The 21,490-nt window shown below is 65.9% G+C and carries 24 protein-coding genes and 1 other annotated feature; of the genes, 15 read left to right on the top strand and 9 right to left on the bottom strand.

Going from position 1 to position 21,490, the window contains the following annotated elements:
• Window positions 1-345 precede the first annotated feature (345 nt).
• Complete coding sequence (locus MRB47_RS10925) at window positions 346-504, top strand: DUF3309 family protein (RefSeq protein WP_011805256.1); 159 nt, start codon at window positions 346-348, stop codon at window positions 502-504.
• Between the two features lie 53 nt (window positions 505-557).
• On the opposite strand, the gene MRB47_RS10920 is transcribed toward MRB47_RS10925, so the two are convergent.
• On the bottom strand, window positions 558-1,031 hold the full coding sequence (locus tag MRB47_RS10920) for a CBS domain-containing protein (protein ID WP_015913348.1): 474 nt from the start codon (window positions 1,029-1,031) through the stop codon (window positions 558-560).
• A 28-nt stretch (window positions 1,032-1,059) separates the two neighbouring features.
• Window positions 1,060-1,296: a hypothetical protein gene (locus MRB47_RS10915; protein ID WP_015913347.1), complete on the bottom strand. Its 237-nt coding sequence runs from the start codon at window positions 1,294-1,296 to the stop codon at window positions 1,060-1,062.
• A gap of 371 nt (window positions 1,297-1,667) precedes the next feature.
• Here MRB47_RS10915 and MRB47_RS10910 point away from each other — a divergent pair, with 371 nt between their 5' ends.
• From MRB47_RS10910 to MRB47_RS10890, 5 genes are all read left to right on the top strand, one after another.
• Window positions 1,668-2,246, top strand: a complete 579-nt coding sequence (locus tag MRB47_RS10910; RefSeq protein ID WP_015913346.1) for a hypothetical protein — start codon at window positions 1,668-1,670, stop codon at window positions 2,244-2,246.
• A gap of 146 nt (window positions 2,247-2,392) precedes the next feature.
• Window positions 2,393-2,668 carry a KGG domain-containing protein gene (locus MRB47_RS10905; RefSeq protein WP_252100684.1) on the top strand — a complete coding sequence of 92 codons (276 nt, stop codon included), beginning with the start codon at window positions 2,393-2,395 and terminating at the stop codon, window positions 2,666-2,668.
• Between the two features lie 223 nt (window positions 2,669-2,891).
• Window positions 2,892-3,905, top strand: a complete 1,014-nt coding sequence (locus MRB47_RS10900) for an SDR family oxidoreductase (protein WP_252100683.1) — start codon at window positions 2,892-2,894, stop codon at window positions 3,903-3,905.
• Between the two features lie 155 nt (window positions 3,906-4,060).
• On the top strand, window positions 4,061-4,231 hold the full coding sequence (locus MRB47_RS10895; RefSeq protein WP_187306019.1) for a hypothetical protein: 171 nt from the start codon (window positions 4,061-4,063) through the stop codon (window positions 4,229-4,231).
• Window positions 4,232-4,277: 46 nt separating this feature from the next.
• Window positions 4,278-5,066 carry a hypothetical protein gene (locus tag MRB47_RS10890; RefSeq protein WP_252100682.1) on the top strand — a complete coding sequence of 263 codons (789 nt, stop codon included), beginning with the start codon at window positions 4,278-4,280 and terminating at the stop codon, window positions 5,064-5,066.
• Window positions 5,067-5,135: 69 nt separating this feature from the next.
• Here the strand turns inward: MRB47_RS10890 and MRB47_RS10885 are convergent, their stop codons facing one another.
• Window positions 5,136-6,047: a LysR family transcriptional regulator gene (locus tag MRB47_RS10885; RefSeq protein ID WP_011805253.1), complete on the bottom strand. Its 912-nt coding sequence runs from the start codon at window positions 6,045-6,047 to the stop codon at window positions 5,136-5,138.
• Between the two features lie 156 nt (window positions 6,048-6,203).
• Here MRB47_RS10885 and MRB47_RS10880 point away from each other — a divergent pair, with 156 nt between their 5' ends.
• The 5 genes from MRB47_RS10880 (at window position 6,204) to mmsB (ending at window position 10,843) form a co-directional block, all read left to right on the top strand.
• Complete coding sequence (locus MRB47_RS10880) at window positions 6,204-7,727, top strand: CoA-acylating methylmalonate-semialdehyde dehydrogenase (protein ID WP_252100681.1); 1,524 nt, start codon at window positions 6,204-6,206, stop codon at window positions 7,725-7,727.
• A gap of 38 nt (window positions 7,728-7,765) precedes the next feature.
• Window positions 7,766-8,194: a lysozyme inhibitor LprI family protein gene (locus MRB47_RS10875; protein ID WP_252100680.1), complete on the top strand. Its 429-nt coding sequence runs from the start codon at window positions 7,766-7,768 to the stop codon at window positions 8,192-8,194.
• Window positions 8,195-8,221: 27 nt separating this feature from the next.
• Window positions 8,222-9,388, top strand: a complete 1,167-nt coding sequence (locus tag MRB47_RS10870) for an acyl-CoA dehydrogenase family protein (protein ID WP_015913338.1) — start codon at window positions 8,222-8,224, stop codon at window positions 9,386-9,388.
• A 69-nt stretch (window positions 9,389-9,457) separates the two neighbouring features.
• Window positions 9,458-9,862 carry a TfoX/Sxy family protein gene (locus MRB47_RS10865; RefSeq protein ID WP_252100679.1) on the top strand — a complete coding sequence of 135 codons (405 nt, stop codon included), beginning with the start codon at window positions 9,458-9,460 and terminating at the stop codon, window positions 9,860-9,862.
• Window positions 9,863-9,874: 12 nt separating this feature from the next.
• Window positions 9,875-10,843: a 3-hydroxyisobutyrate dehydrogenase gene (mmsB, locus tag MRB47_RS10860; protein WP_287985720.1), complete on the top strand. Its 969-nt coding sequence runs from the start codon at window positions 9,875-9,877 to the stop codon at window positions 10,841-10,843.
• Between the two features lie 239 nt (window positions 10,844-11,082).
• Here the strand turns inward: mmsB and MRB47_RS10855 are convergent, their stop codons facing one another.
• Window positions 11,083-11,274 (bottom strand): hypothetical protein, encoded by a 192-nt coding sequence (locus MRB47_RS10855; RefSeq protein WP_252100678.1) that lies wholly within the window; start codon window positions 11,272-11,274, stop codon window positions 11,083-11,085.
• A gap of 287 nt (window positions 11,275-11,561) precedes the next feature.
• On the opposite strand from MRB47_RS10855, the gene MRB47_RS10850 reads away from it, so the two are divergent.
• A protein-coding gene (locus MRB47_RS10850; RefSeq protein ID WP_411275686.1) for an IS3 family transposase occupies window positions 11,562-12,793 on the top strand; the annotation gives its coding sequence in 2 pieces (ribosomal slippage) (window positions 11,562-11,853 and window positions 11,853-12,793; 1,233 coding nt in all).
• Window positions 11,840-11,956: a sequence feature (AL1L pseudoknot), on the top strand. (Overlaps the previous gene by 117 nt.)
• Window positions 12,794-12,899: 106 nt before the next feature.
• Here the strand turns inward: MRB47_RS10850 and MRB47_RS10845 are convergent.
• Window positions 12,900-13,304 carry a hypothetical protein gene (locus MRB47_RS10845; protein WP_252100676.1) on the bottom strand — a complete coding sequence of 135 codons (405 nt, stop codon included), beginning with the start codon at window positions 13,302-13,304 and terminating at the stop codon, window positions 12,900-12,902.
• Between the two features lie 215 nt (window positions 13,305-13,519).
• Between MRB47_RS10845 and trpB the strand changes: the two genes are divergently transcribed.
• A complete protein-coding gene (gene trpB, locus MRB47_RS10840) occupies window positions 13,520-14,728 on the top strand; it encodes a tryptophan synthase subunit beta (protein ID WP_252100675.1) in 1,209 nt (402 codons plus the stop codon).
• Between the two features lie 67 nt (window positions 14,729-14,795).
• A complete protein-coding gene (locus tag MRB47_RS10835) occupies window positions 14,796-15,134 on the top strand; it encodes a YggL family protein (protein WP_011805244.1) in 339 nt (112 codons plus the stop codon).
• Window positions 15,135-15,419: 285 nt separating this feature from the next.
• Here the strand turns inward: MRB47_RS10835 and MRB47_RS10830 are convergent, their stop codons facing one another.
• The 4 genes from MRB47_RS10830 to MRB47_RS10815 form a co-directional block, all read right to left on the bottom strand.
• Window positions 15,420-16,478 (bottom strand): SMP-30/gluconolactonase/LRE family protein, encoded by a 1,059-nt coding sequence (locus MRB47_RS10830; protein ID WP_252100674.1) that lies wholly within the window; start codon window positions 16,476-16,478, stop codon window positions 15,420-15,422.
• Between the two features lie 49 nt (window positions 16,479-16,527).
• Window positions 16,528-18,090, bottom strand: a complete 1,563-nt coding sequence (garD, locus tag MRB47_RS10825; RefSeq protein WP_252100673.1) for a galactarate dehydratase — start codon at window positions 18,088-18,090, stop codon at window positions 16,528-16,530.
• Window positions 18,091-18,231: 141 nt separating this feature from the next.
• On the bottom strand, window positions 18,232-19,236 hold the full coding sequence (locus MRB47_RS10820; protein ID WP_011805241.1) for a Bug family tripartite tricarboxylate transporter substrate binding protein: 1,005 nt from the start codon (window positions 19,234-19,236) through the stop codon (window positions 18,232-18,234).
• Window positions 19,237-19,267: 31 nt separating this feature from the next.
• Window positions 19,268-20,575 (bottom strand): glucarate dehydratase family protein, encoded by a 1,308-nt coding sequence (locus MRB47_RS10815; protein ID WP_252100672.1) that lies wholly within the window; start codon window positions 20,573-20,575, stop codon window positions 19,268-19,270.
• A 99-nt stretch (window positions 20,576-20,674) separates the two neighbouring features.
• Here MRB47_RS10815 and MRB47_RS10810 point away from each other — a divergent pair, with 99 nt between their 5' ends.
• The gene (locus MRB47_RS10810; protein ID WP_088888518.1) at window positions 20,675-21,481 is read left to right on the top strand and encodes a FadR/GntR family transcriptional regulator; all 807 of its coding nucleotides are present in this window, start codon (window positions 20,675-20,677) and stop codon (window positions 21,479-21,481) included.
• Window positions 21,482-21,490 lie beyond the last annotated feature (9 nt).

Raw genomic sequence — 21,490 nt, 5'->3', positions numbered from 1 at the left:
ATTCCTGGGATCAACCGTGGGTGCTGCCATGGTGCTGCGCCAGCGGGCTCTACATGCGGCACGCGGGGCTACGCGGAGGGCGCCGCGTTGACACCATGGCATGTGCATTGTGCGCGGCCGGGCCGCACAGGCAACCCCATCGTTCAGCGAACCCGCACGCGGCGGCCCGCGCCGCCGGCGTGGCAAAGCGCCGGCTACTTGTCCAGGCAAGAGCGGGGCCTTGGCCTACAGCCCGCTCGGCATGCTGCCTGACCACGCCATGCGCCGCCTGCTTAGCTGCGCGCGCCCCCAGCGCCCGCACGATGAGGCCACGCGATGCCCGCGTTGCCAACGAAAGGAAAAACCATGTCGATTTCCCTCCTGCTGCTCATCATCCTGGTGCTGATCCTGATCGGCGTGCTGCCGACCTGGGGGTACAGCCGTTCCTGGGGCTACGGTCCGGGCGGTGGTGTCGGGCTGGTGGTGGTGATCGTGCTCATCCTGCTGCTGATGGGGCGCATATAAAAAACGGGGCCTGCGCCCCGCTGTGGCGAGGGCCGCCGTGGGCCCGGCCGTTGTCACGAGGTCTGGCCGCCGCCTGCTGCGCCGCTGGCGGCCGATTGGCTGCGCCGGTCAGGCTCCGAAGGACTGGAGATGTCGCGGATCGCCGTGCCGGACTGGCGCTCGTCCACGTTGGTGGCCACGTCGCCCAGCGACACGATACCCACCAGCCGCTGATCACGGTCCACCACGGGCAGCCGGCGCACCTGCATGTCGCGCATGGACGCGATGGCTTCGTCCACGGGCTGGTCTTCGTAGCAGTAGTACACCTCGCGGGACATGACCTCGTTCAGGCGCGAGTGGGTGCGCTCTTCGGCCAGGCCGCGCAGCACCATGTCGCGGTCCGTCACCATGCCCACCAGGCGCTCGCCATCGCACACCGGCAAGGCTCCCACATTCAACTCGCGCATGGCCTGCGCGGCGGTGGTCAGGGTGTCGTCGGGTGCCATGGTGCGGATCCCGCGGGTCATCACATCAGAAACGTTCTGCATAGCTCACTCCATTCATGAAAGACAAGGGTCAGGCGCGATCGCGCAGGACTTGGACACCCGTGGCCTCGGCGCAGTGGTTGCAGCAGAAGATGCGCTCTCCCGCCTGCACGCCGTGGCCGATGATGGGCACCTCGCAGTGCCCGCACCGCGGCGCCAGGCGCGAAATAGCGCACTCAAAGCTGTCGAAGGTGTGCGGCTTGCCGTCCAGAATCACATCGAACGTGCGGTCGTAGGTATTGCCGCAGGTTTCGCACTGCTTGGCCATGGGAAGTCCTTTCTTGCAACGGGTTGGCCTTCAGTGTGGAAAACGCGCAGGCGCCGGGCTGTAGGACCAGCCGCCGTACCGGGGAAGGCGCGCCTGCGCAATGCGTGGCTGGGCGGTACTGCCGACCTGGGCGGGATGCGGCGCCCAAGCGATGAGGGTCCCGGCCCATTTCTGCCCTTGTCCTACAGCCGGGCATTTTTCCCAGGCGCAGAGTGGATCGATGCGGATTCCCGAGGATGGCGCCCCTGCCGGGCAGCCCTTGCTCCTGCTGAATACACCGCGGCGGCGCCGTCCACCGCGGAGTCCGCGTGCCGGGGCGGGCCGTCCGCGCCCGCCGTCACACACCATGATCCCTGGATGAGGAGCCCCATATGAGCAGTCCTCCCATCTTCGAACAACTGCAAGCCAAAGCCTCGCAATGGTGCTCGGAATATGGGCGCTACAAGGAGGAATGCCGCGTGTTCGCGGAGCACATGCGCGTGGAGTACATCGAATACCTGGGTGCGCGGTCGGCGGACATTGAGTTCCACGTGCTGAATGAAAACCTGGAGCGCATGAAGGACGAGGGAACCACCCTCTCGCCCCGCTTGCAGCCGGGAGACGATGGCTTCATCTACTTCGGTCTCACGATCGTCTTCAAGATGAACCACGGATGTCTGGATGAGCATGTGCGCATCGGCGTGCAGCGCGTGCGCAACCAATGGCGTGTGCGCTGGAACCAGACGGAGATGGCGTATGGAGACCCGCCGCACCTCGCCTTCTTTCAGAAGGTGACCGCGCTCATCGAAGCCAAGTTCTCCACACCCTTTCACAAGCAGCGGGGTGCGCTGGGGTTCATTCCCGTGGTCAGCAACGACCACCTGGCGCTGCTGCCGCCCGCAGAGCTGCGCATTGCAGCGGAGGCCGACGCGCCCACCGCAGAAAGTGGCGGCCAGCCCGCCAAGGGGTAAGCGCCACCACGGCCTCAGCGCAACCGATTCCGACCTCTCCGTCGGAATCTTCTTACCTGTGCATGCAAATCCAGCGGCCTAGAGTGAATTGGCAGCGATTCACTGTCGCCGCTTGTTCATTTCCCCCATCACGCAGGAGCTTACGCATGCCCAGCCCTACCTCCCAACGTCCCGCCAGCCGAGATCAGCGCGCCGGCACCCCGCCCCAGGCCAGCAGCCAGGGCGGGCGGGGATTTGCCTGCATGGACCCCGAGCACCAGCGCGAGACGGCCTCGCAAGGCGGGCGCGCGGCCCATGCCTCGGGCAATGCGCACGAATTCACCTCCGCCGAGGCACGCGCAGCAGGCGCCAAGAGCCACGGGGGCACCCACGCTTCCCGCGGCGCCGGCCAGAGCAGCCCTCGCCGCAGCAGCGACCGCTGACGCGCACTGGCCAGCAGGGCCGGGCCCGCCATGGCGCGTGCCCGGCCCTGTGGTTTTCAGCCCGTCATTTCAGACACTGTTTATGCAGGAGCCAACGCCATGGAAACCGCCGCCCGTCATTGCCACATCGCGCCGCTTTGCCCCGATCCCGAGCTTCCCCACTGGAAATCCCTGGGCTGAGCAGCAGTCCTCTCTCTTTCTGAACCTTCCACGGAGCCTTCTCATGAATACACCGGCCAGCCAGACGCCCTCCTCGCCCACCGCCGACGAGACCCAGCAACAACAGCGGGACATACAGCAGCAGCAAGACCAAAAAGACGCCGCCAAGTCCTCAGGCGACACCCAGGAATCGCAGAAGGCGGCACCCGGCCCGGGCCGCGAGGAGCCCGCTCCGCCCATGCCGGACCAGCATCTGCAAAAGCCCGGGCACGAACATGCCATGGAGCTTCAGCCTCGTTTCGACGCGCCCCACTACAAGGGCAGCGGCAAACTGCAGGGCATGGCGGCCCTGATCACGGGGGGCGACTCCGGCATTGGCCGCGCGGTCGCGCTGCTGTTTGCCCGCGAGGGTGCCGACGTCGCCATCGTCTACCTGAGCGCCGACCAGGACGCACAGGAGACCGCCCGCCTGGTGCAGGCGGAAGGCCGTCAATGTGTGGTCATTCGGGGTGACGTGAAAGACGCGGCTTTTTGCCGCGACGCGGTGAAGCAGGCCGTGGCCCAGCTCGGCAAGCTGAACATCCTGGTGAACAACGCCGCATTCCAGGAACACGCGGAATCGCTGACGGACATCACCGAGGAACGGCTGGACGAAACCTTCCGCACGAATATCTACGGCTACTTCCACATGGCCACGGCCGCGCTGCCGCACTTGTCACGCGGCGACGCGATCATCAACACCGGCTCCGTCACCGGCCTGCGGGGCAGCAAGAAGCTGCTGGACTATTCGGCCACCAAGGGGGCCATCCATGCCTTCACCAAAGCCCTGGCACACAACCTGGCGGAAAAGGGCATCCGCGTGAATGCGGTGGCCCCGGGGCCGGTATGGACGCCGCTGAACCCGGCGGACCAATCGTCCAAGGACATCGTTCACTTCGGCGAGAAGACGCACCTGGGCCGGCCGGCACAGCCCGAGGAGATTTCTCCAGCCTACGTGTTCCTGGCAGCGCCGTGCTGCTCCAGCTACATCACCGGGATCGTGCTGCCCATTACCGGCAATGCGGGAGACGGCGCCTGATGCGTCTGATGCGCATGCGCTGTGTTGCCAGTCAGCGCAGGACACCTACCCGCCGATAGGACCGGTCCTACCGACCCGCGTGCACCGCAACCGAAGAATGAATCACGCACATCAGGTTTTGTGCGCCCTTCACACCACCACTTCAGGAGAAATCGATGCCCAACAACAACCCGCAAGGCCACAACCAGTACACGGAGAACTCGAACCAGCGCAAGAGCCAGAGCCGCCAGGGTGGCGCCACGGCCAGCGGTCAGAACTCCACGCGATCGCAAGGCGATTCGAATGCGAAAAGCGGTTCATCCAACCGCAGTTCAAAGCAGCGCTGAGTGTTTTCAGCCCCCTCTTCCACCCCCTTTTTTTCAGGAGTACGCAATGGCATACCGAGACAACGACGAACGCAATTACCGCCAAGACCGCAGCCGTGGCGATCACGACAATCGCATGGGCCGCGGCGGGCGCGAATCCCAGCAAGGCGGCGGCTACCGCAGCGGGGACGACCGGGAGCGCTATGCCTCCTATGGCCAGGAAGGCGGCGGCTCCCAGCGCTCTCAGCGCGAGTGGGCCGGCGACTACCAGGGCATGCAACAGCAGCGCCCTTATGAGGAAAACTACCGCGACCGCTACGAGGCGGGTTATGACAGCGACTTCCGCGCAGGGTCGCGATCAGGCCAGGGCTACCAGGGCGGTGCCGGCTATGGCGGCGACTTTGGCGCAGGCGGGCAGCAGCAGGGCATGTACGGCGGCAACAACCCGATGCAGGGCTCGTACGGCCGCGGCTACCGCGGCGCTCAAGGCTATGGCGCCCAGGGGGGCATGGGTCAGAGCGGCTATGGGGGGTACGGTTCGCAGGGGTACGGCTCCCAAGGCCAAGGTTATGAAGGCCATCGCGACGCGGACTTTGGTTCGCAGTACTCCGGCACCGGCGGAGAGCAGCGCGGGCGCTTTCAGAACGACCCCGACTACCACCAGTGGCGCCAGGACCAATTGCGCCAATTGGATGACGACTACGACTCCTGGCGCAAGGAGCGCTATGAGAAGTTTGCCGATGACTTCAACACCTGGCGCACCTCGCGCGGCGGCACCGGGCAAAAGAGCAGCGGCAGCAACAGCGCTACCTCATCCAACCAGGGCACGTCGGGCAAGAACAAAGAGCAAGGTTGATCCTCGCTGATCCCCTGGTCCGCAAGGCCTCCGCATGCGGGGGCCTTTTTCTGTATGCCGCAGCGTACCCTAGCCTGCCGCTGGTTTACCTGGGGCCAGCGATGCCGCCTCGCGCTGGCCCACGTCTTTCAGGAAGGCCCACACTGCCTGCATGCGCGCCAGGTGCTTGGACTCGGCCGGCATGCTCATCCAGAAGGTGCGTGTGAACTCGGCCTCGTGGGGCAGCACGCGCGCAAGTACAGGGTCACGGTCGGCCAGGAATGCGGGCAGCACGGCCAGGCCCGCGCCGGCGCGCACGGCCTCGTACTGCGCAGTGATGCTGGTGCTGCGCAGCGCAAAACGCTCGGGCGGGTAGAGCTGGTCGATGAACTGCAGCTCTTTTGTGAACAGCAGATCGTCCACGTAGCTGATGAAGGCGTGGTGGCGCAGGTCTTCACGCTTGGCCACCAGCGGTCTGCGCGCCAGGTACTCGCGCTGGCCGTAGAGACGCAGGGTGTAGTCGGCGAGTTTGGTGACGATCACCGAGCCGCGCTTGGGCCGCTCCAGGGAGATCACGATGTCCGCCTCGCGCCGGCTCAGGTGCAGCATGCGCGGCAGGGCCAGCAGGTCGATGGACAAGTGCGGGTGCTTCTGTGTGAGCCGCGCCAGATGCGGCGCCAGCACCACCGTGCCAAAACCCTCGGTGGCACCCACGCGCACCAGTCCCGAGGGGCCCGCGCCCGGGGAGTTGGCGGGCGATGCGCGCTCCACCCCCAGCACGGCGGCCTCCATGGCCTCGACGGCGGGCAGCAGGTGGCGGCCGGTTTCCGTCAGCCGATGTCCCGCTGCCTCGCGGGCGAACAGCGGCGCACCCATCTGTTTTTCCAGCGCCTGGATGCGCCGCGCCACTGTCGTGTGTTCCACGCCCGTGCGGCGCGCGGCCCCTGCCAGCGTGCCGGTGCGCGCCAGCTCCAGGAAGTAGCGCAAATTGTCCCAATCCATACGGCTCCTCTGCGGTGATGTGCAAATTTGCAAAGCCAAGGTGCGTGATTGTCTATTGCCTACGCAATTTCGCACAACTACGATGCAGCCATGCCAAGTCGGCACCTTGCCGTGCCGGCTTCATTGCAGACCACCCCAGGACCCCAGGAGACAACCATGGACGCATCCACCTCCCAGGCCGTGAAGGCCCCCACAGTCAAGCTGCTGATCGGCGGCCAGTTCGTCGAATCCAAGACCACCCAGTGGCGCGACGTGGTGAACCCCGCCACGCAGCAGGTGCTGGCGCGCGTGCCTTTCGCCACGCCCGACGAGATCAACGCCGCCGTGGCCTCCGCCAAGGAAGCCTTCAAGACCTGGAAGAAGACCCCCATCGGCACGCGCGCACGCATCTTCCTGAAGCTGCAGCAGCTCATTCGCGAGAACATGAAGGAACTGGCCGCCCTGCTGACGGCCGAGCAAGGCAAGACCCTGCCCGACGCCGAAGGCGACGTGTTCCGCGGCCTGGAAGTGGTGGAGCACGCGGCCAACATCGGCACGCTGCAGTTGGGCGAGCTGGCCAACAACGTGGCCAACGGCGTGGACACCTACACCCTCATGCAGCCGCTGGGCGTGTGCGCCGGCATCACGCCGTTCAACTTCCCCGCCATGATCCCGCTGTGGATGTTCCCCATGGCCATTGCCACGGGCAACACCTTCGTGCTCAAGCCCTCCGAGCAAGACCCCATGGTCACCATGCGCCTGTGCGAACTGGCGCTGGAGGCCGGCATCCCCGCCGGCGTGCTGAACGTGGTGCATGGCGGTGAAGACGCCGTGAACGCCATCTGCGACCACCCCGACATCAAGGCCATCAGCTTCGTGGGCTCCACCAAGGTGGGCACCCATGTGTACAACCGCGCCAGCCTCAACGGCAAGCGCGTGCAATGCATGATGGGTGCGAAGAACCACGCCATCGTCATGCCTGACGCCAACAAGGAGCAGACGCTGAACGCCCTGGCCGGCGCCGCCTTCGGTGCGGCCGGCCAGCGCTGCATGGCCCTGTCGGTCGCCGTGCTGGTGGGCGAGGCGCGCAACTGGATCCCCGAGCTGGTCGAGAAGGCCAAGACGCTGAAGGTGTCCGCCGGCACCGAGCCCGGCACCGACGTGGGCCCGCTGGTGAGCTGCGCCGCGCTGTCGCGCGTGGAGGGCCTGATCGAGCGCGGCATTGCCGACGGTGCCACGCTGGAACTGGACGGCCGCAAGCCCCAGGTGGCGGGCTACGACAAGGGCAACTTCGTCGGCCCCACGATCTTCAGCGGCGTGAAGCCCGGCATGAGCGTGTACGACCAGGAAATCTTCGGCCCCGTGCTGTGCCTGGCCGGCGCCGAGGACATCGACGAGGCCATCGAGTTCATCAACGCCAACCCCAACGGCAACGGCACGGCCATCTTCACGCAGTCCGGCGCTGCCGCGCGCAAGTTCCAGGAAGACATCGACGTGGGCCAGGTGGGCATCAACGTGCCGATCCCCGTGCCCGTGCCGCTGTTCTCGTTCACCGGCAGCCGCGCCTCCAAGCTCGGCGACCTGGGCCCCTACGGCAAGCAGGTGGTGCTGTTCTACACGCAGACCAAGACCGTCACGGCGCGCTGGTTTGACGACAGCACCACCAGCCACGGCGTGAACACCACCATCAGCCTGAAGTAAGCGGCGCCGCGCGGGGCGCGCATGGTGAAATCACAGGCATGACCCGATGCTTGAGACCCCATGCCGCCCGCCTGCGCGTCCTGGCCGCTGCGTGCGCCCTGTTGGCTACCACCCAGGCACAGGCGCAGGCCGGCGCTGCCTGCCGCCCCGGCGGCACGGTGGATGAGACCAACGCCTGCGCCGTGCAGCGCTACCAGGAGGCGGACACCGCCATTCAGATTCTGTATGGCGATGTGATGCGTGCCTTGTCGGCCCATGAACGCCCTGCCCTGCGCCAGGACCACGCCGCCTGGCAGCGCACGCGCGCCGCGCAGTGCAAGCAGGCGCAGCGCGCGGCGGAGTCCCGCCCCGAATGGCCGCGGCTGTACCACGACTGCCTGACGGTCCATACCCAGGCGCGGCGCGACGCCCTGATGCACTGGCTGCACCATGGCGAGGCGCCGCAGCCCACGACGAACAAGCCATAAGACACATAAGAGAAGGAGACACCCGCCATGGACTTTGAACTCAGCGAAGACCAGCGCGCTTTTGCCGACACCGCGCGCCAGTTCGCCCAGGCGGAGCTGGCGCCCCACGCCGCCGAGTGGGATGCGCAGGGCATCTTCCCCCGCGAGGCTATTTGCCGTGCGGGCGAACTGGGCTTTTGCGGCCTGTACGCGCCCGAGAGCGCCGGTGGCCTGGCCCTGCCGCGCCTGGACGCCACGCTGGTGTTCGAGGAACTGGCGGCCGTGGACCCCAGCACCACCGCCTTCATCACCATCCACAACATGGCCACCTGGATGCTGGGCACCTGGGCCACGGATGCCGTGCGCGCCGAATGGGGCGAGGCACTCACCAGCGGGCAAAAGCTCGCCAGCTACTGCCTGACCGAACCCGGCGCGGGGTCCGACGCCGCCTCCATCAAGACGCGCGCGGAGCTGGTCGGCAACGAGTACGTCATCAACGGCAGCAAAGCCTTCATCAGCGGTGCGGGCAGCACCGACGTGCTGGTGCTCATGGCACGCACGGGCGACGCGCAATCCGGCGCGGGCGGCATCAGCGCCTTTGCCGTACCCGCGAACCTGCCCGGCATCCACTACGGCAAGAAGGAAGAAAAAATGGGCTGGAACAGCCAGCCCACGCGCCAGATCAGCTTTGACAACGTGCGCATCCCCGCTAACCACCTGCTGGGCCAGGAGGGTGAAGGCTTCAAGATCGCCATGAAGGGGCTGGACGGCGGGCGCATCAACATTGCCACCTGCTCGGTCGGCGCCGCGCAAGGCGCACTGCAGCACGCCCAGCGCTACATGCAGGACCGCAAGCAGTTCGGCAAGCCGATCGCCAGCTTTCAGGCGCTGCAGTTCAAGCTGGCCGACATGGCCACCGAGCTGGTGGCTGCGCGCCAGATGGTGCGGCTGGCCGCCAGCAAACTTGACGCCGGCGCACGCGACGCCTCCACCTACTGCGCCATGGCCAAACGCTTTGCCACCGACGTGGGCTTTACCGTGGTGAACGAGGCGCTGCAACTGCACGGCGGCTACGGCTACATCCGCGAATACCCGCTGGAGCGCCTGCTGCGCGACGCGCGCGTGCACCAGATCCTGGAAGGCACCAACGAGATCATGCGCGTCATCATCGGCCGGCGCATGCTGGACGGCGACGCGCCGGAGGTGATCCGTTGACATTCAAAAACCATAGCTGCCTGCGCTGGATGGATAAGCGCTAGAGGCCTATTTGACTCCAAAACCACCATGCCTGCTCGCCCCCTGTCCGACGAAGCGCTGCACCTGATCGCCGCCGTGCGCGACGCGCTGGGCGAGCGGCTGAACGCACAGGTAGAGGTGCAAGAGCGCACGCTCTTTGGCTGCCACGCCTTCATGGTGGACGGCAAGCTCTGCCTGGGCGTGAAGGGCGAAGAGCTGTTGGTGCGCCTGCCGCCGCAGCAGCACGACGCAACCGCCGAAACCCCCGGCGTGCGCGAACTGGACCCGCGCGGCGGCATGGCCGGCTACTTCTGGCTGGAGCCTGCCGCCTACGCCACGCGCGCCCAGTGGGAGCACTGGATCGACACCGCCCTCGCCTTCAACCCGCTTGCCAAGGCCTCGCCCCGGCGGGCGAAGGCAGCCACAAGCCGCAGCAAGGGCACGCGATCATGATTTCAGGCATTTTTGCCCTGTAACGCTTACCCATCAAGCGCTAGCAGCTATCAAAACCATAGTTCCCATCACACACCACAGGAGACAACCACCATGCAAATCGCATTCATTGGGCTGGGCAACATGGGCGCCCCCATGGCCATCAACCTGCACAAGGCCGGCCACAGCGTGAAGGCCTTCGACCTGAGCGCTGACGCGCTTGCCAAGGTCCGGGCCGAGGGCCTGCAGGTCGCCACCAGCGCGCAAGACGCCGTGCAGGGTGCCGAGGCCGTCGTCACCATGCTGCCCGCCAGCCAACACGTGGAAGGCCTGTTCCTGGGCAACGGCAACCTGCTGGCCAGCATTGCCAAGGGCACGCTGGTGATCGACAGCTCCACCATCGCCGCCGCCACCAGCCAGAAGGTCGCCAAGGCCGCTGAAGCCCTGGGCATCGACTTCATCGACGCCCCCGTCTCCGGTGGCACCGGCGGCGCCATCGCCGGCACCCTCACCTTCATGGTGGGCGGCACCGACGCGCAACTGCAGCGCGCACGCCCCCTGCTGGAAAAAATGGGCGCCAACATCTTCCACGCCGGCGCCGTGGGCGCGGGCCAGACAGCCAAGATCTGCAACAACATGCTGCTGGGCATCCTGATGGTGGGCACCAGCGAAGCCATCGCGCTGGGCGTCGCCAACGGCCTGGACCCCAAGGTGCTGTCTGAGATCATGCGCCGCAGCTCGGGCGGCAACTGGGCGCTGGAAAAGTACAACCCCTTCCCCGGCGTGCACGAGAACGCCCCCGCCAGCAAGGGCTACGCGGGAGGCTTCGGCACCGACCTGATGTTGAAAGATTTGGGCCTGGCCCAGGAAAACGCCATTGCCACCAAGGCCAGCACCCCGCTGGGCGGCATGGCGCGCGCAATCTACGCGGCGCACAGCATTGCGGGGCACGGGGGGGAGGATTTCTCCAGCGTGATCAAGATGGTGCAGAAGAAGGGCTGAAGCGGGCGGGCTTTTCGGCATGCCTTCTGCAAAAAGGCGCTGTGACTTGCGTTGCAGCGCCTTTTTTTATTTTGAGCAGAGTGCCTTGCTGCGATCTCAAACTAGGCAGGTAGTAGGCAGGTGCTCATCCATCGATGGCCTCTTTCGACCCCGTTGCGGGCGCGAGAGCGCGTCGGCTGCGGTCGCTCGACTTGATGTCTCCTTCGGCGCGACTCAAAGAAAAGGACACGCATCTATGCCTACGACTTCGCCACTTCAATCTTCAGTGCGTCGGTAAATGGCTCCGTTCGCAGTGCAGCAGCCTCAAGATTACCGCCGGCTGCTGCTAGCACTGAGTCTGTTGCTCGCTTGAACATCTTTTCCGACTCTGCTGCGTTCCAGAGCTTTTCTATCAATGGTTTGCACAGGCGCTCAACTGCGTTCGAGTTCATCTTGGGAAGTGGAGATGGGATCTCGTGAAGGCGAAGCGCTAGAAGAACTTCATAGCGAGCAGATCTGAACTCACCGGCGAGGAGCTGATTCCGGAAAAGGTACTCAAGGCGATAGGAGGCAAGCGCTGCAACATAGTACGGTTCGAGCTTGTCGGCAGGCGCAAATAGGTCGGTTCCGACTCGGTCAAGAATTCGACGATAGCTCCTAGTGGCTCTGTGAGGCTCTTCCAGGAACATTGAATCGCCCCGGGTTTTGAGGAGGCTCAACACTCTGAGAGGATTGAGCCATGAGCAAGTCGAACAAGTTCTCACCCGAGGTGCGTGAGCGGGCGGTGAGGATGGTGCAGGAACACCGGGGGGAGTACCCGTCGCTGTGGGCGGCCATCGAGTCCATCGCGCCGAAGATTGGATGCGTGCCGCAGACGCTGTACGAATGGGTCAAACGCGTCGAGGTCGACACTGGCGTGCGTGAAGGCATCACGACCAGTGAGGCCCAGCGGATGAAGGAGCTGGAGCGCGAGGTCAAGGAGCTGCGCCGGGCCAACGAGATATTGAAGCTGGCCAGCGCGTTTTTCGCCCAGGCGGAGCTCGACCGCCGGCTCAAGTCCTGAAGGATTTCATCGACAAGCATCGCGATGCCTTCGGGGTCGAGCCGCTCTGCAAGGTCTTGCAGGTCGCCCCGTCGGCATATCGAAGGCATGCGGCGCTGCTGCGTGAGCCTCACAAACGCTGCATCCGGGCTCAGCGCGATGATGTGCTGGTCCCGGAGATTCAGCGCGTCTGGCAGGCCAACATGCAGGTCTACGGTGCCGACAAGGTGTGGCGGCAACTGACTCGCGAAGGCGTGACCGTGGCCCGCTGCACGGTCGAGCGATTGATGCGCCGCCTGGGCCTGCGCGGCGTGATGCGCGGCAAGGTCGTGCGCACCACGATTGGCGATGCCAGGGCGCCATGTCCGCTGGACCGAGTGAATCGGCAGTTCCATGCCGAGCGGCCGAACCAGTTGTGGGTCAGCGATTTCACGTACGTCTCGACCTGGCAGGGCTGGCTGTACGTGGCCTTCGTCATCGATGTGTTTGCCAGGCGCATCGTCGGCTGGCGAGTGAGCAGTTCGATGCGAACGGACTTCGTACTCGACGCGCTGGAGCAGGCTCTATATGCCCGGCAGCCGGAGCGCGATGGAAGCCTTGTTTGTCATTCGGACAGAGGGTCGCAGTACGTCAGCATTCGCTACACCGAACGACTGGCAGAAGCCGGCATCGAGCCGTCTGTGGGCAGCAAGGGCGACAGCTATGACAACGCCCTAGCCGAGACCATCAACGGCCTCTACAAGGCCGAGCTGATTCACCGCCGAGCGCCATGGAAAACCAAGGAGGCCGTGGAGTTCGCAACGCTCGAATGGGTGTCGTGGTTCAACCATCATCGCCTGCTCGAACCCATCGGGTATATCCCGCCTGCAGAGGCTGAGGCAAACTACTACCGGCAACTCGCCAGTCAGAACACCGAGGTGGTGGCCTGACTTAAACCAAACAGCCTCCGCGAATCCCGGGGCGATTCACCTCTTCACGTACACAGCATCAAAGCATTTCACAAATGCCCTACGTATCGTTGGCTACTTAAAAGCATCATTCAGGGCAGATATTCAACCCATCGCCACCCACTCTTGCACGCAATGGCGGGCCAGCGCTGTCACCCAGTATGGCTCCGCCGGTACGAAGGCCATCCCCGTACCGCGGGCTGACCAGAAACCCGGCGCGGTCGAATGCCCGGTCATCGCTCGATTGCACAAATGCGGCCAGGTCACGGAACGGCACGGCCACGGTGCCCAGGTGCAGCGCCTCCGCGCGGGTGGTCACCTCTTCCAGGCGGCCACTGTCCTGAAAGCGGTAGACCACGTCGCCATAGTCCAGCGCGGTCAGGCCAACGTTGTTGCGCGACTCGCTGCGTGGCTGGCCGTGGGCGCGGATGATGTCGCCGCGCGTGGCGGTGAGGGGCACGCCATTCACGCTTTCGTAGGGTTGCAGGTGCATGGTCGATTCTGTGGCGGCGCGGCGGCGCGCGGCAATCGGGGGCGTGTATCGAACCGTGAGGCGCAACACGCGCGTATATTGCCCCGTGTTGCCGTTGGCGGGCCGTAAGCACCCCGCAATGGTTCAGCATGAAAATGCCGCCCAGCACCCGTCTGAAAAGCGCGGGCAGCTATCAAAATCGAAGTTCTTTCAACCACCCTCCTCCTTTGACTGCGATGACAGCCTCCACCGACTTCGCCCCCATGCCCGATGCCGCCGGCTTCTTTGGCCCCTACGGCGGGCAGCTTGTGCCGCCGCACCTGAAAGCCGCCATGGACGACATCGCCGCGGCCTATGCCGAGATCACGCAGCGCAAGGACTTCCAGGACGAGCTGGCACAGCTGTTTGCCGATTACGTGGGCCGGCCCAGCCCGATCTTTCATGCCAAGCGGCTGTCGGGCCTGCTGGGCGGCGCGCAGATCCACCTCAAGCGCGAGGACCTGAACCACACCGGCGCGCACAAGATCAACCACTGTCTGGGCGAGGCGCTGCTGGCCAAGTTCATGGGCAAGAAAAAGGTGATCGCCGAGACGGGCGCCGGCCAGCACGGCGTGGCGCTGGCCACGGCCTGTGCGCTGGTGGGCATTCCGTGCGAGATCCACATGGGCCAGGTGGACATCGAGAAGGAGCACCCCAACGTCACCAAGATGCGCATCCTGGGCTGCAAGCTGGTGGCGGTGACGCGCGGCGCGGCCACGCTGAAGGAAGCGGTGGACAGCGCCTTCGAGGAGTACCTGACCAACCCCACCGACTACCTGTACGCCATCGGCTCGGTGGTGGGGCCGCACCCGTTCCCGATGATGGTGCACGACTTCCAGAGCATCATCGGCCGCGAGGCGCGCGAACAGTTCCAGGCCAGGCACGGCCGCCTGCCCGACTACGTGACCGCCTGCGTGGGCGGCGGCAGCAATGCCATGGGCATGTTCACCGCCTTCCTGGGCGATACCGATGTGAAGCTGGTGGGCGTGGAGCCCTCGGGCGAAGGCACCGACAAGCCCGGCCGGCACGCGGCCACGCTGAGCATGGGCCAGCCCGGTGAGATCCACGGCATGAAGTGCTATGTGCTGGAGGATGCGCCGGGCGTGCCCGCCGCCGTGCACAGCATTGCCTCGGGCCTGGACTACCCCGGCGTGGGCCCGCAGCACAGCTATCTGAAGGACATTGGCCGCGTGCAGTACGACGCCGTGACCGACAAGGAATGTCTGGACGCGTTCATGCAGCTGTCGCGCGTGGAAGGGATCATCCCCGCGCTGGAGAGCGCCCATGCCGTGGCCTGGGCCATCCGCGTGGCGCCCACGCTGCCCCAGGACCAGCACATCCTGGTCAACCTGTCGGGCCGCGGCGACAAGGATGCGGATTACGTCGCCAAGGTGCTGGGGCTTTGACGGGCGGGCGCGGCGCGTGTTCTGCCATCATGCCGCCCTTGATTCACTGAACTGAGAGAACCTGACCATGGCACTGCCACCCAACAAGCAACGCAGCCGCCGCCTTCGCAAGAAGATGCGCGTGGCCGAGTTTCAGGAATTCGGCTTCGAGTACGAGCTGAAGGTCAAGCAGGAGCTGACGCCCGAGCAAGAGGAGGCGCTGATGGACCGCTTCGTGCGGGATCTGCTGGTGCCCCGCAATCTGGCGGCCGCCGGCTGGGTGCGCGAAGGCTTCGTGACGGCCTTCGTGCGCGGCTCCGCCACCGAGGACGACCGCCAAGCCACGCAGGCCTGGCTGGCTGCACAGCCCGAGGTGGCCGAGGCCACCGTGAGCGAGCTGAAGGACGCCTGGTACGTGCAAGACTGAGCCGCGCACCACAGGGTAGCCGCGCAGCGCGGGGCTGGCGTCAGCCAGTAGGTTTCAAGCCTTTTTAGCCTCTAGCCTTTGACCAACAAGCGCCAGCAGCTATCAAAACAGAAGCGAAACAGCCGCCAACCCCCACGGGGGTGGCGGCTGTTTCCGTTGATGCGGTGCGTTTGTGCGAACGGGGCGGTTGGCTCAGCCTTCCGTGATCCCTGCGGCCCTGATGACCTGGGCCTCACGGGTCGGCCCCTGCCCTGTGGCGGGCGGCCGCCACGGGGACGTTTGCACTCAGACAGCGCCGCGCGCCTCCACGTAAAGCGCGTAGATCGAATGGCTGCTGGCCATGAACAGGCGGTTGTTCTTGGCACCCCCAAAACACAGGTTGGCACAACGCTCAGGCAGCCGGATGTGGCCGATGGCTTTGCCTTCGGGGTTGAAGACCATCACGCCATCCAGGTCCGCCGGGTTGGCGCCCACGGCGCCGTTGCTGCCCCACCCGCACCAGAGGTTGCCGAACTCGTCGCACTTGATGCCGTCCAGGGCACCCGGGCCGCCCGCGTCGATGTGCAGACGCTTGCCGGACAGCCGCCCGCCCGGGCCCACGTCGTAGGCCCACACTACGCGATGCGGCTGGTGGCGGCCCTCGACGATGTAGAGCACCTTCTCATCGGGCGAAAAGCACAGGCCATTGGCACCCGCCAGGTCGCCCAGCACCTGGCTGACCTTTGCGCCGCCCGGGTCGATGCGGTAGACGCCGTGCGGCAGCTCTGGCGCGGCCTTTTCGCCCTCCCAATGACCGGCGATGCCGAACGGCGGGTCGGTGAACCAGACCGCGCCGTCCTTGCTGCAAATGATGTCGTTGGGTGAGTTGAAGCGCTTGCCGTTGTAGCCATCGGCCAGCACGGTGATGCTTCCATCGTACTCGGTGCGCGTGATACGGCGCGTCAGGTGCTCGCAGGTCAGCAGGCGGCCCTGGCGGTCGCGCGCGAGGCCGTTGGAAAAGTTGGAGGGCTGGCGGAATACGCCCCACGCACCGGTGGCCTCATCCCAGCGCATGATGCGGTTGTTCGGAATGTCGGATACCAGCAGGTAGCGCCCGTCTCCGAACCACACGGGCCCTTCGGCCCAACGCATGCCGGTGGCGATCTGCTCCACGCTGCTGCTGTAGATGCGGTACTTGGCGAACTGCGGGTCCAGCACCTGCACCGATGGGTCGGGGTAACGCTGCTGGGGCTTGAATTCAAAACTCTGCGCCGTGGCAGCACCTGCGGCCGTGGCGGCCACCGCGCCGGCCAGGAAATGGCGCCGCGTGGCAACGCCGGGCGCCGCATTCTTCTCGTGAGGCATGTCGGGATCTCCGTTGTGGGTTTTGCCGGGGGTGGGTCGAACAAGCAGGTCAGGTCACCGGCGCCGGGTTGAACAGCACGAGCTGGTTGGCCAGCTTCCAGTGCTCGGCCCAGGTCTTTTTGCGGCCGCTGGCCACGTCGAGCATGAGGTGGAACAACTCCCAGCCCACGTCTTCGATGGTGGCCTGCCCGTCTGCGATGCGGCCGGCGTTCACATCCATCAGGTCGTGCCAACGCCGGGCCAAATCGCTGCGCGTGGCCACCTTGATCACCGGCACCTGCGCAAGCCCATAAGGCGTGCCGCGCCCCGTGGTGAACACGTGCAGGTTCATGCCCGCCGCCAGTTGCAGCGTGCCGCAGATGAAGTCGCTGGCGGGGGTGGCCGCGTAGAGCAAACCTTTTTGCACCGCCTTTTCGCCCGGAGCCACTACGCCGGCGATGGGCGCGCTACCGCTTTTGACGATGGAGCCCATGGCCTTCTCGACGATGTTCGACAGCCCCCCCTTCTTGTTGCCCGGTGTGGTGTTGGCACTGCGGTCCACGCGTCCGCGTGCCAGGTAGGCGTCGTACCAGGCCATCTGGTCGATCAGGGCCTGCGCCACCTCGGGCGTGGCCGCACGTGCGGTGAGCTGGTCGATGCCGTCACGCACCTCGGTCACCTCGCTGAACATCACCGTGGCGCCGGCGCGCACCAGCAAATCGGTGCAAAAGCCCACGGCCGGGTTGGCGGTCACGCCGCTGAAGGCATCGCTGCCGCCGCACTGCACGCCCACCACCAGTTCGCTGGCAGGCACCGTCTCGCGCCGACGTGCGTTCAGGCGCTTCAGGTGCTCGTCGGCCTGGCGCAAGATGGAGTCGACCATGGACATAAAGCCCACATGGGCTTCGTCCTGCAGACACACCACGTCCAGCGGTGCCTCCTGCAGGGTACGCTGGTCCACCAGAGCAATGGCGCCAGGCGGCATGAGGCGCTCGGGCTGCAGCTTCTCGCAGCCCAGGCTGACCACCATCACCTCGCCGCCGAAGTTGGGGTTGAGGCTGATGTTGCGCAGCGTGCGGATGGGCACCGCCGCGTCCGGCGCGTCGATGGCGACACCGCAGCCGTAGCCATGCTCCAGCGCCACCACGTCGTCCACGTTCGGGTACTTGGGCAGCAACTCGGCCTTGATGCGCTGCACGGCAAAGTCCGTCACCCCGGCCACGCACTGCACCGTCTGGGTGATTGCAAGGATGTTGCGCGTGCCCACGGAGCCATCGGCGTTGCGGTAGCCCTCGAAGGTGTAGCCCGCCAGCGGCTCCATCGGCGTCGGCTTGGCGGTGGCGATGGGCAGGCCGTCCAGCGCACGCGCATCGGGCATCTGCAACAGGCGCTCGTGCACCCAGCTGCCAGCCGCTATGAACTTGAGGGCATAGCCGATGACCACGTTGTAGCGGCGCACGGCACCGCCCTCGGGGATGTCTTCCAGCGCCACCTTGTGCGCCTGCGGCACCTTGTCCACCAGCACCTGGCCGCCGGGCAGCCGCGTGCCAGCAGGCAGGCCGCCATCGTTGGCCACGATGGCGACGTTGTCGGCCGGGTGCATGGCGATGCAAAGCGGGGCTTGTGTACTCATACCAATGTCTTTTCCAGTTTCCATGGCGCTACGGCCGCCCGCGGGCGGCGGAGCTGACGCCTGCCACCGGGTTGCCGTGCAAGGGCTACCCGGCAACGGGGCGGCATCTCCGTTAGCGAAAGGCGTGCGGCCGCTCAGGGGTCATTCCGCCTTTATGCCTGCGGCCTTGATCACCTGCGCCCACTTGGCCACCTCGGCCTTCTGGAATGTGGCCAGTTCGGCGGGCGTCATGGTGGATGGCACCATGCCGAAGGCTTTGAGGCGCGCCTGGACTTCCGGGGTGGCGACGATCTTCATGATCTCGGCGTGCAGTCGGTCCACGATGGGCTTGGGTGTGCCGGCGGGCGCGAACACGGCCTGCCAGGAGCCCATGTCGAAGCCTTTTTCTCCGGCTTCGGCAATGGTGGGCACGTCGGGTAGCGACTCCACGCGTTTGGAGCTGGTCACGGCGATGGGGCGCAGCTTGCCCGACTGGATGTGCGGGCCTACGACCAGGGCGGTGTCGAACATCATGTCCACTTGGCCACCGATCACGTCCTGCACGGCCGGGCCGCTGCCCTTGTACGGCACATGCGTGAACTTCACGCCCGTCTGATAGGCCAGCAGCTCCAGCGCCATGTGGTTGGAGGTGCCGCTGCCGGGCGACGCCGAGGACAGGCCGCCCGCCGCGGCCTTGGCCTTGCTGGCGGCGAGCACTTCCGCGAGCGTCTTGTACGGGCTGGCGGCGGGCACCACCAGCACCAGCGGACCCGAGCCCAGCATGGCAATCGGCGTGAAGGACTTGACGGGGTCGTAGTCCAGCTTGGGGTACAGACTCACGTTGATGGCGTGCGAGCTGATGGTGCCGCCAAGGATGGTGTAGCCGTCGGCGGGCGCGCGCGCGGCGATGGCCGATCCCACGCTGCCGCCCGCGCCGCCCTTGTTGTCAATGACCACGGGTGTGCCCAGGGCCTGGCCCAGAGGCTGGGCTACCACGCGAGCCAGCGTGTCGGTATTACCGCCGGGTGGAAAGGGCACCAGGTAGGTGATGGCCTTGCCCGCGGGCCAAGTGCCCTGCGCTGCCGCAGGCAAGGGGGTCAATGCGCTGCCCAGCAGCAAGGCGCTGGCGGCGGCGAGGGAGCTTTTGATCAAGGTGCGGCGTTGCATGGGGGATGTCTCCTGGTTGGATGGAAAGGACTCAGAAACGTGGCTGGCGGCCGGTGAAGCCGGGGTCGTACTTGCGCATCTGCCCGAGGTCGTCGCGGTTGCGGATGCCGCAGTGCAGGTAGTTGTCGTGCAGGCGGGCCAGCGCCTCGCGATCCAGCGTGACGCCCAGGCCCGCCGTTGTAGGCACGCGCAGGCTGCCCTGTTCGAATTGCAGGCGGCCGCCTTCGACGACCTCCTCGTCCTGCCACGGGTAGTGCGTGTCGCAGGCATAGGTGAGCTGCGGCACGCTGGCACACAGGTGCGTCATGGCGACGAGGCTGATGCCCAGGTGGGAGTTGCTGTGCATGGACAGACCCAGGTCGAAGGTCTTGCACAGCGTGGCCAGCCGTTGCGTGGCACGCAGACCGCCCCAGTAGTGGTGGTCGCTGAGCACGATCTTCACCGGGCAGCCCAGGTCAACGTTGCGGCGGAATTCGGCAAAGTCGGTGACCACCATGTTGGTGGCCAGCGGCACGTCGCCTTCGCGCTCCATCGCGCGCGCCACGGCAGCCATGCCCTCCAGGCCAGGGGCCGGGTCTTCGTAATACTCCAGCACGCCACGCAGCTGCTGCACCACCTTCAGGCTGGTCTGTACCGTCCAGTTGGCGTTGGGGTCGATGCGCAACGGCATACCCGGAAAGGCCTGGGCCAGCGCCAGGATGCCGGCCGCCTCCTGGTCGGGCGGCAAGGCGCCGGCCTTGAGCTTGATGCTCTGGAAGCCGTACTGGGCGATCATGCGCCGCGCCTGGGCGACGAGTTGCGCGGGCGTGAGCGCCTCGCCCCAGGCATCCGGCGCATAGGGCTGGTCGATGTGTTCGGCGTACTTGTAGAACAGGTAGGCCGAGAAGGGAACGCTGTCGCGCGCCGCGCCGCCCAGCAGATCCACGACCGGGGCCTGGGCCAACTGGCCTTGCAGGTCCAGCATCGCCACTTCAAACGCGCTGATGACCTTGGCCACGGTCTTGGATACATGCGTGCCCGGTGCCAACGACACCTGCTGCCCCAGGAATTCCGAGGCCGCCTGTGCGGGCGGTGCGACCAGGGCCGCCACGCGCTGCTCCATTGCGTTGAGCGCCCAGGGGGACAGACCCACCAGGGCGGGCGCCGCCTTGGTCAATGCGTCCAGCATGGGCTGGTCGCCATAGCTCTCGTTGATGCCCACCAGACCCGAGGCGGTCTCGATCTCGATGATGGAGCGCAGGGCCCACGGCTCGTGGATGCCGGCCGCATTGAGCAGCGGCGGGTCGCGGAAGGCGATGGGCGTGATGCGGATGTGGCGGATCGCGTGGGAGGTGCTCATCTTCGTGCGTTGAGAGGGGCATCCGTGCCGGCATTTCACGTTCCGGCTCGAATAAGAGATATGTTGTCTGATAACGTGCAACGAATTATGATCACATCCATGAACACGCCCTCCACGGGATTACCCGAATCCATCGCGTCCGCAGCCCAGCACGCCTCTTCACTGCGCGGCAGAGCGGGCCGCAGCGCAGGGCGCAGCCTGGCCAAGGTGCTGTTCGATGAATTTGAAAGCAAGATTCGCCAAGGCCTGCTGCGCGAAGGCGACAAGCTGCCCACGGAATCGGAGCTGGTGCAGGGCTACGATGTGAGTCGCACGGTTGTGCGCGAGGCGCTGTCCAAGCTGCAGGCCGCCGGCATGGTGGAGACCCGACACGGCATCGGCACCTTCGTACTGCCACCCCGCAGCGGCGGCATGTTCTTCCTGGACCCCTCCGAGTTGGCCGAGTCCGTGGACGTGCTGGCCGTGCTGGAGCTGCGCATCAGCCTGGAGACCGAGTCGGCTGGGCTGGCCGCGCAACGCCGTACTGAGGGGCAATTGCAGGCCATGCGTGCCGCACTGGATGACTTTGCGCAGAGCACGCAACTGGGCGAAGACACGGTAGCCCACGACTTTCGCTTTCACCTGCAGATTGCCCAGGCCACCGGTAACCGCTATTTTGCGGACATCATGAACCACCTGGGCACCACGCTGATTCCGCGCACCCGCGTGGGCACCGCGCGCAGCTCCCCGCCGAATGACGGCTACCTGCAGCGCGTGAACCGAGAGCACGAAGAGATCTACATGGCGATTGCGCGCAAGGATGCTGAATCCGCCCGCGCGGCCATGCGCGTGCACCTGACCAACAGCCGCGAACGGCTGCGCCAGGCTCAGGAAGCGGCCGCCGCGGCGGCCGCCCTGCCCGCCTGAGTAACCGTC

Origin of the sequence: Diaphorobacter sp. LI3, assembly GCF_022807955.1 — a bacterium.
Classification (GTDB): Bacteria; Pseudomonadota; Gammaproteobacteria; order Burkholderiales; family Burkholderiaceae_C; genus Diaphorobacter; species Diaphorobacter nitroreducens.
This window is presented reverse-complemented; position numbering and strand designations above follow the sequence as displayed.

Bases quoted from the DNA above. Each gene is read 5' to 3' on its own strand.
- MRB47_RS10815 (WP_252100672.1), bottom strand. From the start codon at position 20,575: ATGAGCACCTCCCACGCGATCCGCCACATCCGCATCACGCCCATCGCC.
- garD (WP_252100673.1), bottom strand. From the start codon at position 18,090: ATGAGTACACAAGCCCCGCTTTGCATCGCCATGCACCCGGCCGACAAC.
- MRB47_RS10905 (WP_252100684.1), top strand. From the start codon at position 2,393: ATGCCCAGCCCTACCTCCCAACGTCCCGCCAGCCGAGATCAGCGCGCC.
- MRB47_RS10890 (WP_252100682.1), top strand. From the start codon at position 4,278: ATGGCATACCGAGACAACGACGAACGCAATTACCGCCAAGACCGCAGC.
- MRB47_RS10920 (WP_015913348.1), bottom strand. From the start codon at position 1,031: ATGCAGAACGTTTCTGATGTGATGACCCGCGGGATCCGCACCATGGCA.
- MRB47_RS10810 (WP_088888518.1), top strand. From the start codon at position 20,675: ATGAACACGCCCTCCACGGGATTACCCGAATCCATCGCGTCCGCAGCC.
- MRB47_RS10880 (WP_252100681.1), top strand. From the start codon at position 6,204: ATGGACGCATCCACCTCCCAGGCCGTGAAGGCCCCCACAGTCAAGCTG.
- trpB (WP_252100675.1), top strand. From the start codon at position 13,520: ATGACAGCCTCCACCGACTTCGCCCCCATGCCCGATGCCGCCGGCTTC.
- MRB47_RS10895 (WP_187306019.1), top strand. From the start codon at position 4,061: ATGCCCAACAACAACCCGCAAGGCCACAACCAGTACACGGAGAACTCG.
- MRB47_RS10845 (WP_252100676.1), bottom strand. From the start codon at position 13,304: ATGCACCTGCAACCCTACGAAAGCGTGAATGGCGTGCCCCTCACCGCC.
- MRB47_RS10820 (WP_011805241.1), bottom strand. From the start codon at position 19,236: ATGCAACGCCGCACCTTGATCAAAAGCTCCCTCGCCGCCGCCAGCGCC.
- MRB47_RS10925 (WP_011805256.1), top strand. From the start codon at position 346: ATGTCGATTTCCCTCCTGCTGCTCATCATCCTGGTGCTGATCCTGATC.
- MRB47_RS10910 (WP_015913346.1), top strand. From the start codon at position 1,668: ATGAGCAGTCCTCCCATCTTCGAACAACTGCAAGCCAAAGCCTCGCAA.
- MRB47_RS10885 (WP_011805253.1), bottom strand. From the start codon at position 6,047: ATGGATTGGGACAATTTGCGCTACTTCCTGGAGCTGGCGCGCACCGGC.
- MRB47_RS10875 (WP_252100680.1), top strand. From the start codon at position 7,766: ATGACCCGATGCTTGAGACCCCATGCCGCCCGCCTGCGCGTCCTGGCC.
- MRB47_RS10835 (WP_011805244.1), top strand. From the start codon at position 14,796: ATGGCACTGCCACCCAACAAGCAACGCAGCCGCCGCCTTCGCAAGAAG.
- MRB47_RS10830 (WP_252100674.1), bottom strand. From the start codon at position 16,478: ATGCCTCACGAGAAGAATGCGGCGCCCGGCGTTGCCACGCGGCGCCAT.
- MRB47_RS10855 (WP_252100678.1), bottom strand. From the start codon at position 11,274: ATGAACTCGAACGCAGTTGAGCGCCTGTGCAAACCATTGATAGAAAAG.
- MRB47_RS10870 (WP_015913338.1), top strand. From the start codon at position 8,222: ATGGACTTTGAACTCAGCGAAGACCAGCGCGCTTTTGCCGACACCGCG.
- MRB47_RS10865 (WP_252100679.1), top strand. From the start codon at position 9,458: ATGCCTGCTCGCCCCCTGTCCGACGAAGCGCTGCACCTGATCGCCGCC.
- MRB47_RS10915 (WP_015913347.1), bottom strand. From the start codon at position 1,296: ATGGCCAAGCAGTGCGAAACCTGCGGCAATACCTACGACCGCACGTTC.
- MRB47_RS10900 (WP_252100683.1), top strand. From the start codon at position 2,892: ATGAATACACCGGCCAGCCAGACGCCCTCCTCGCCCACCGCCGACGAG.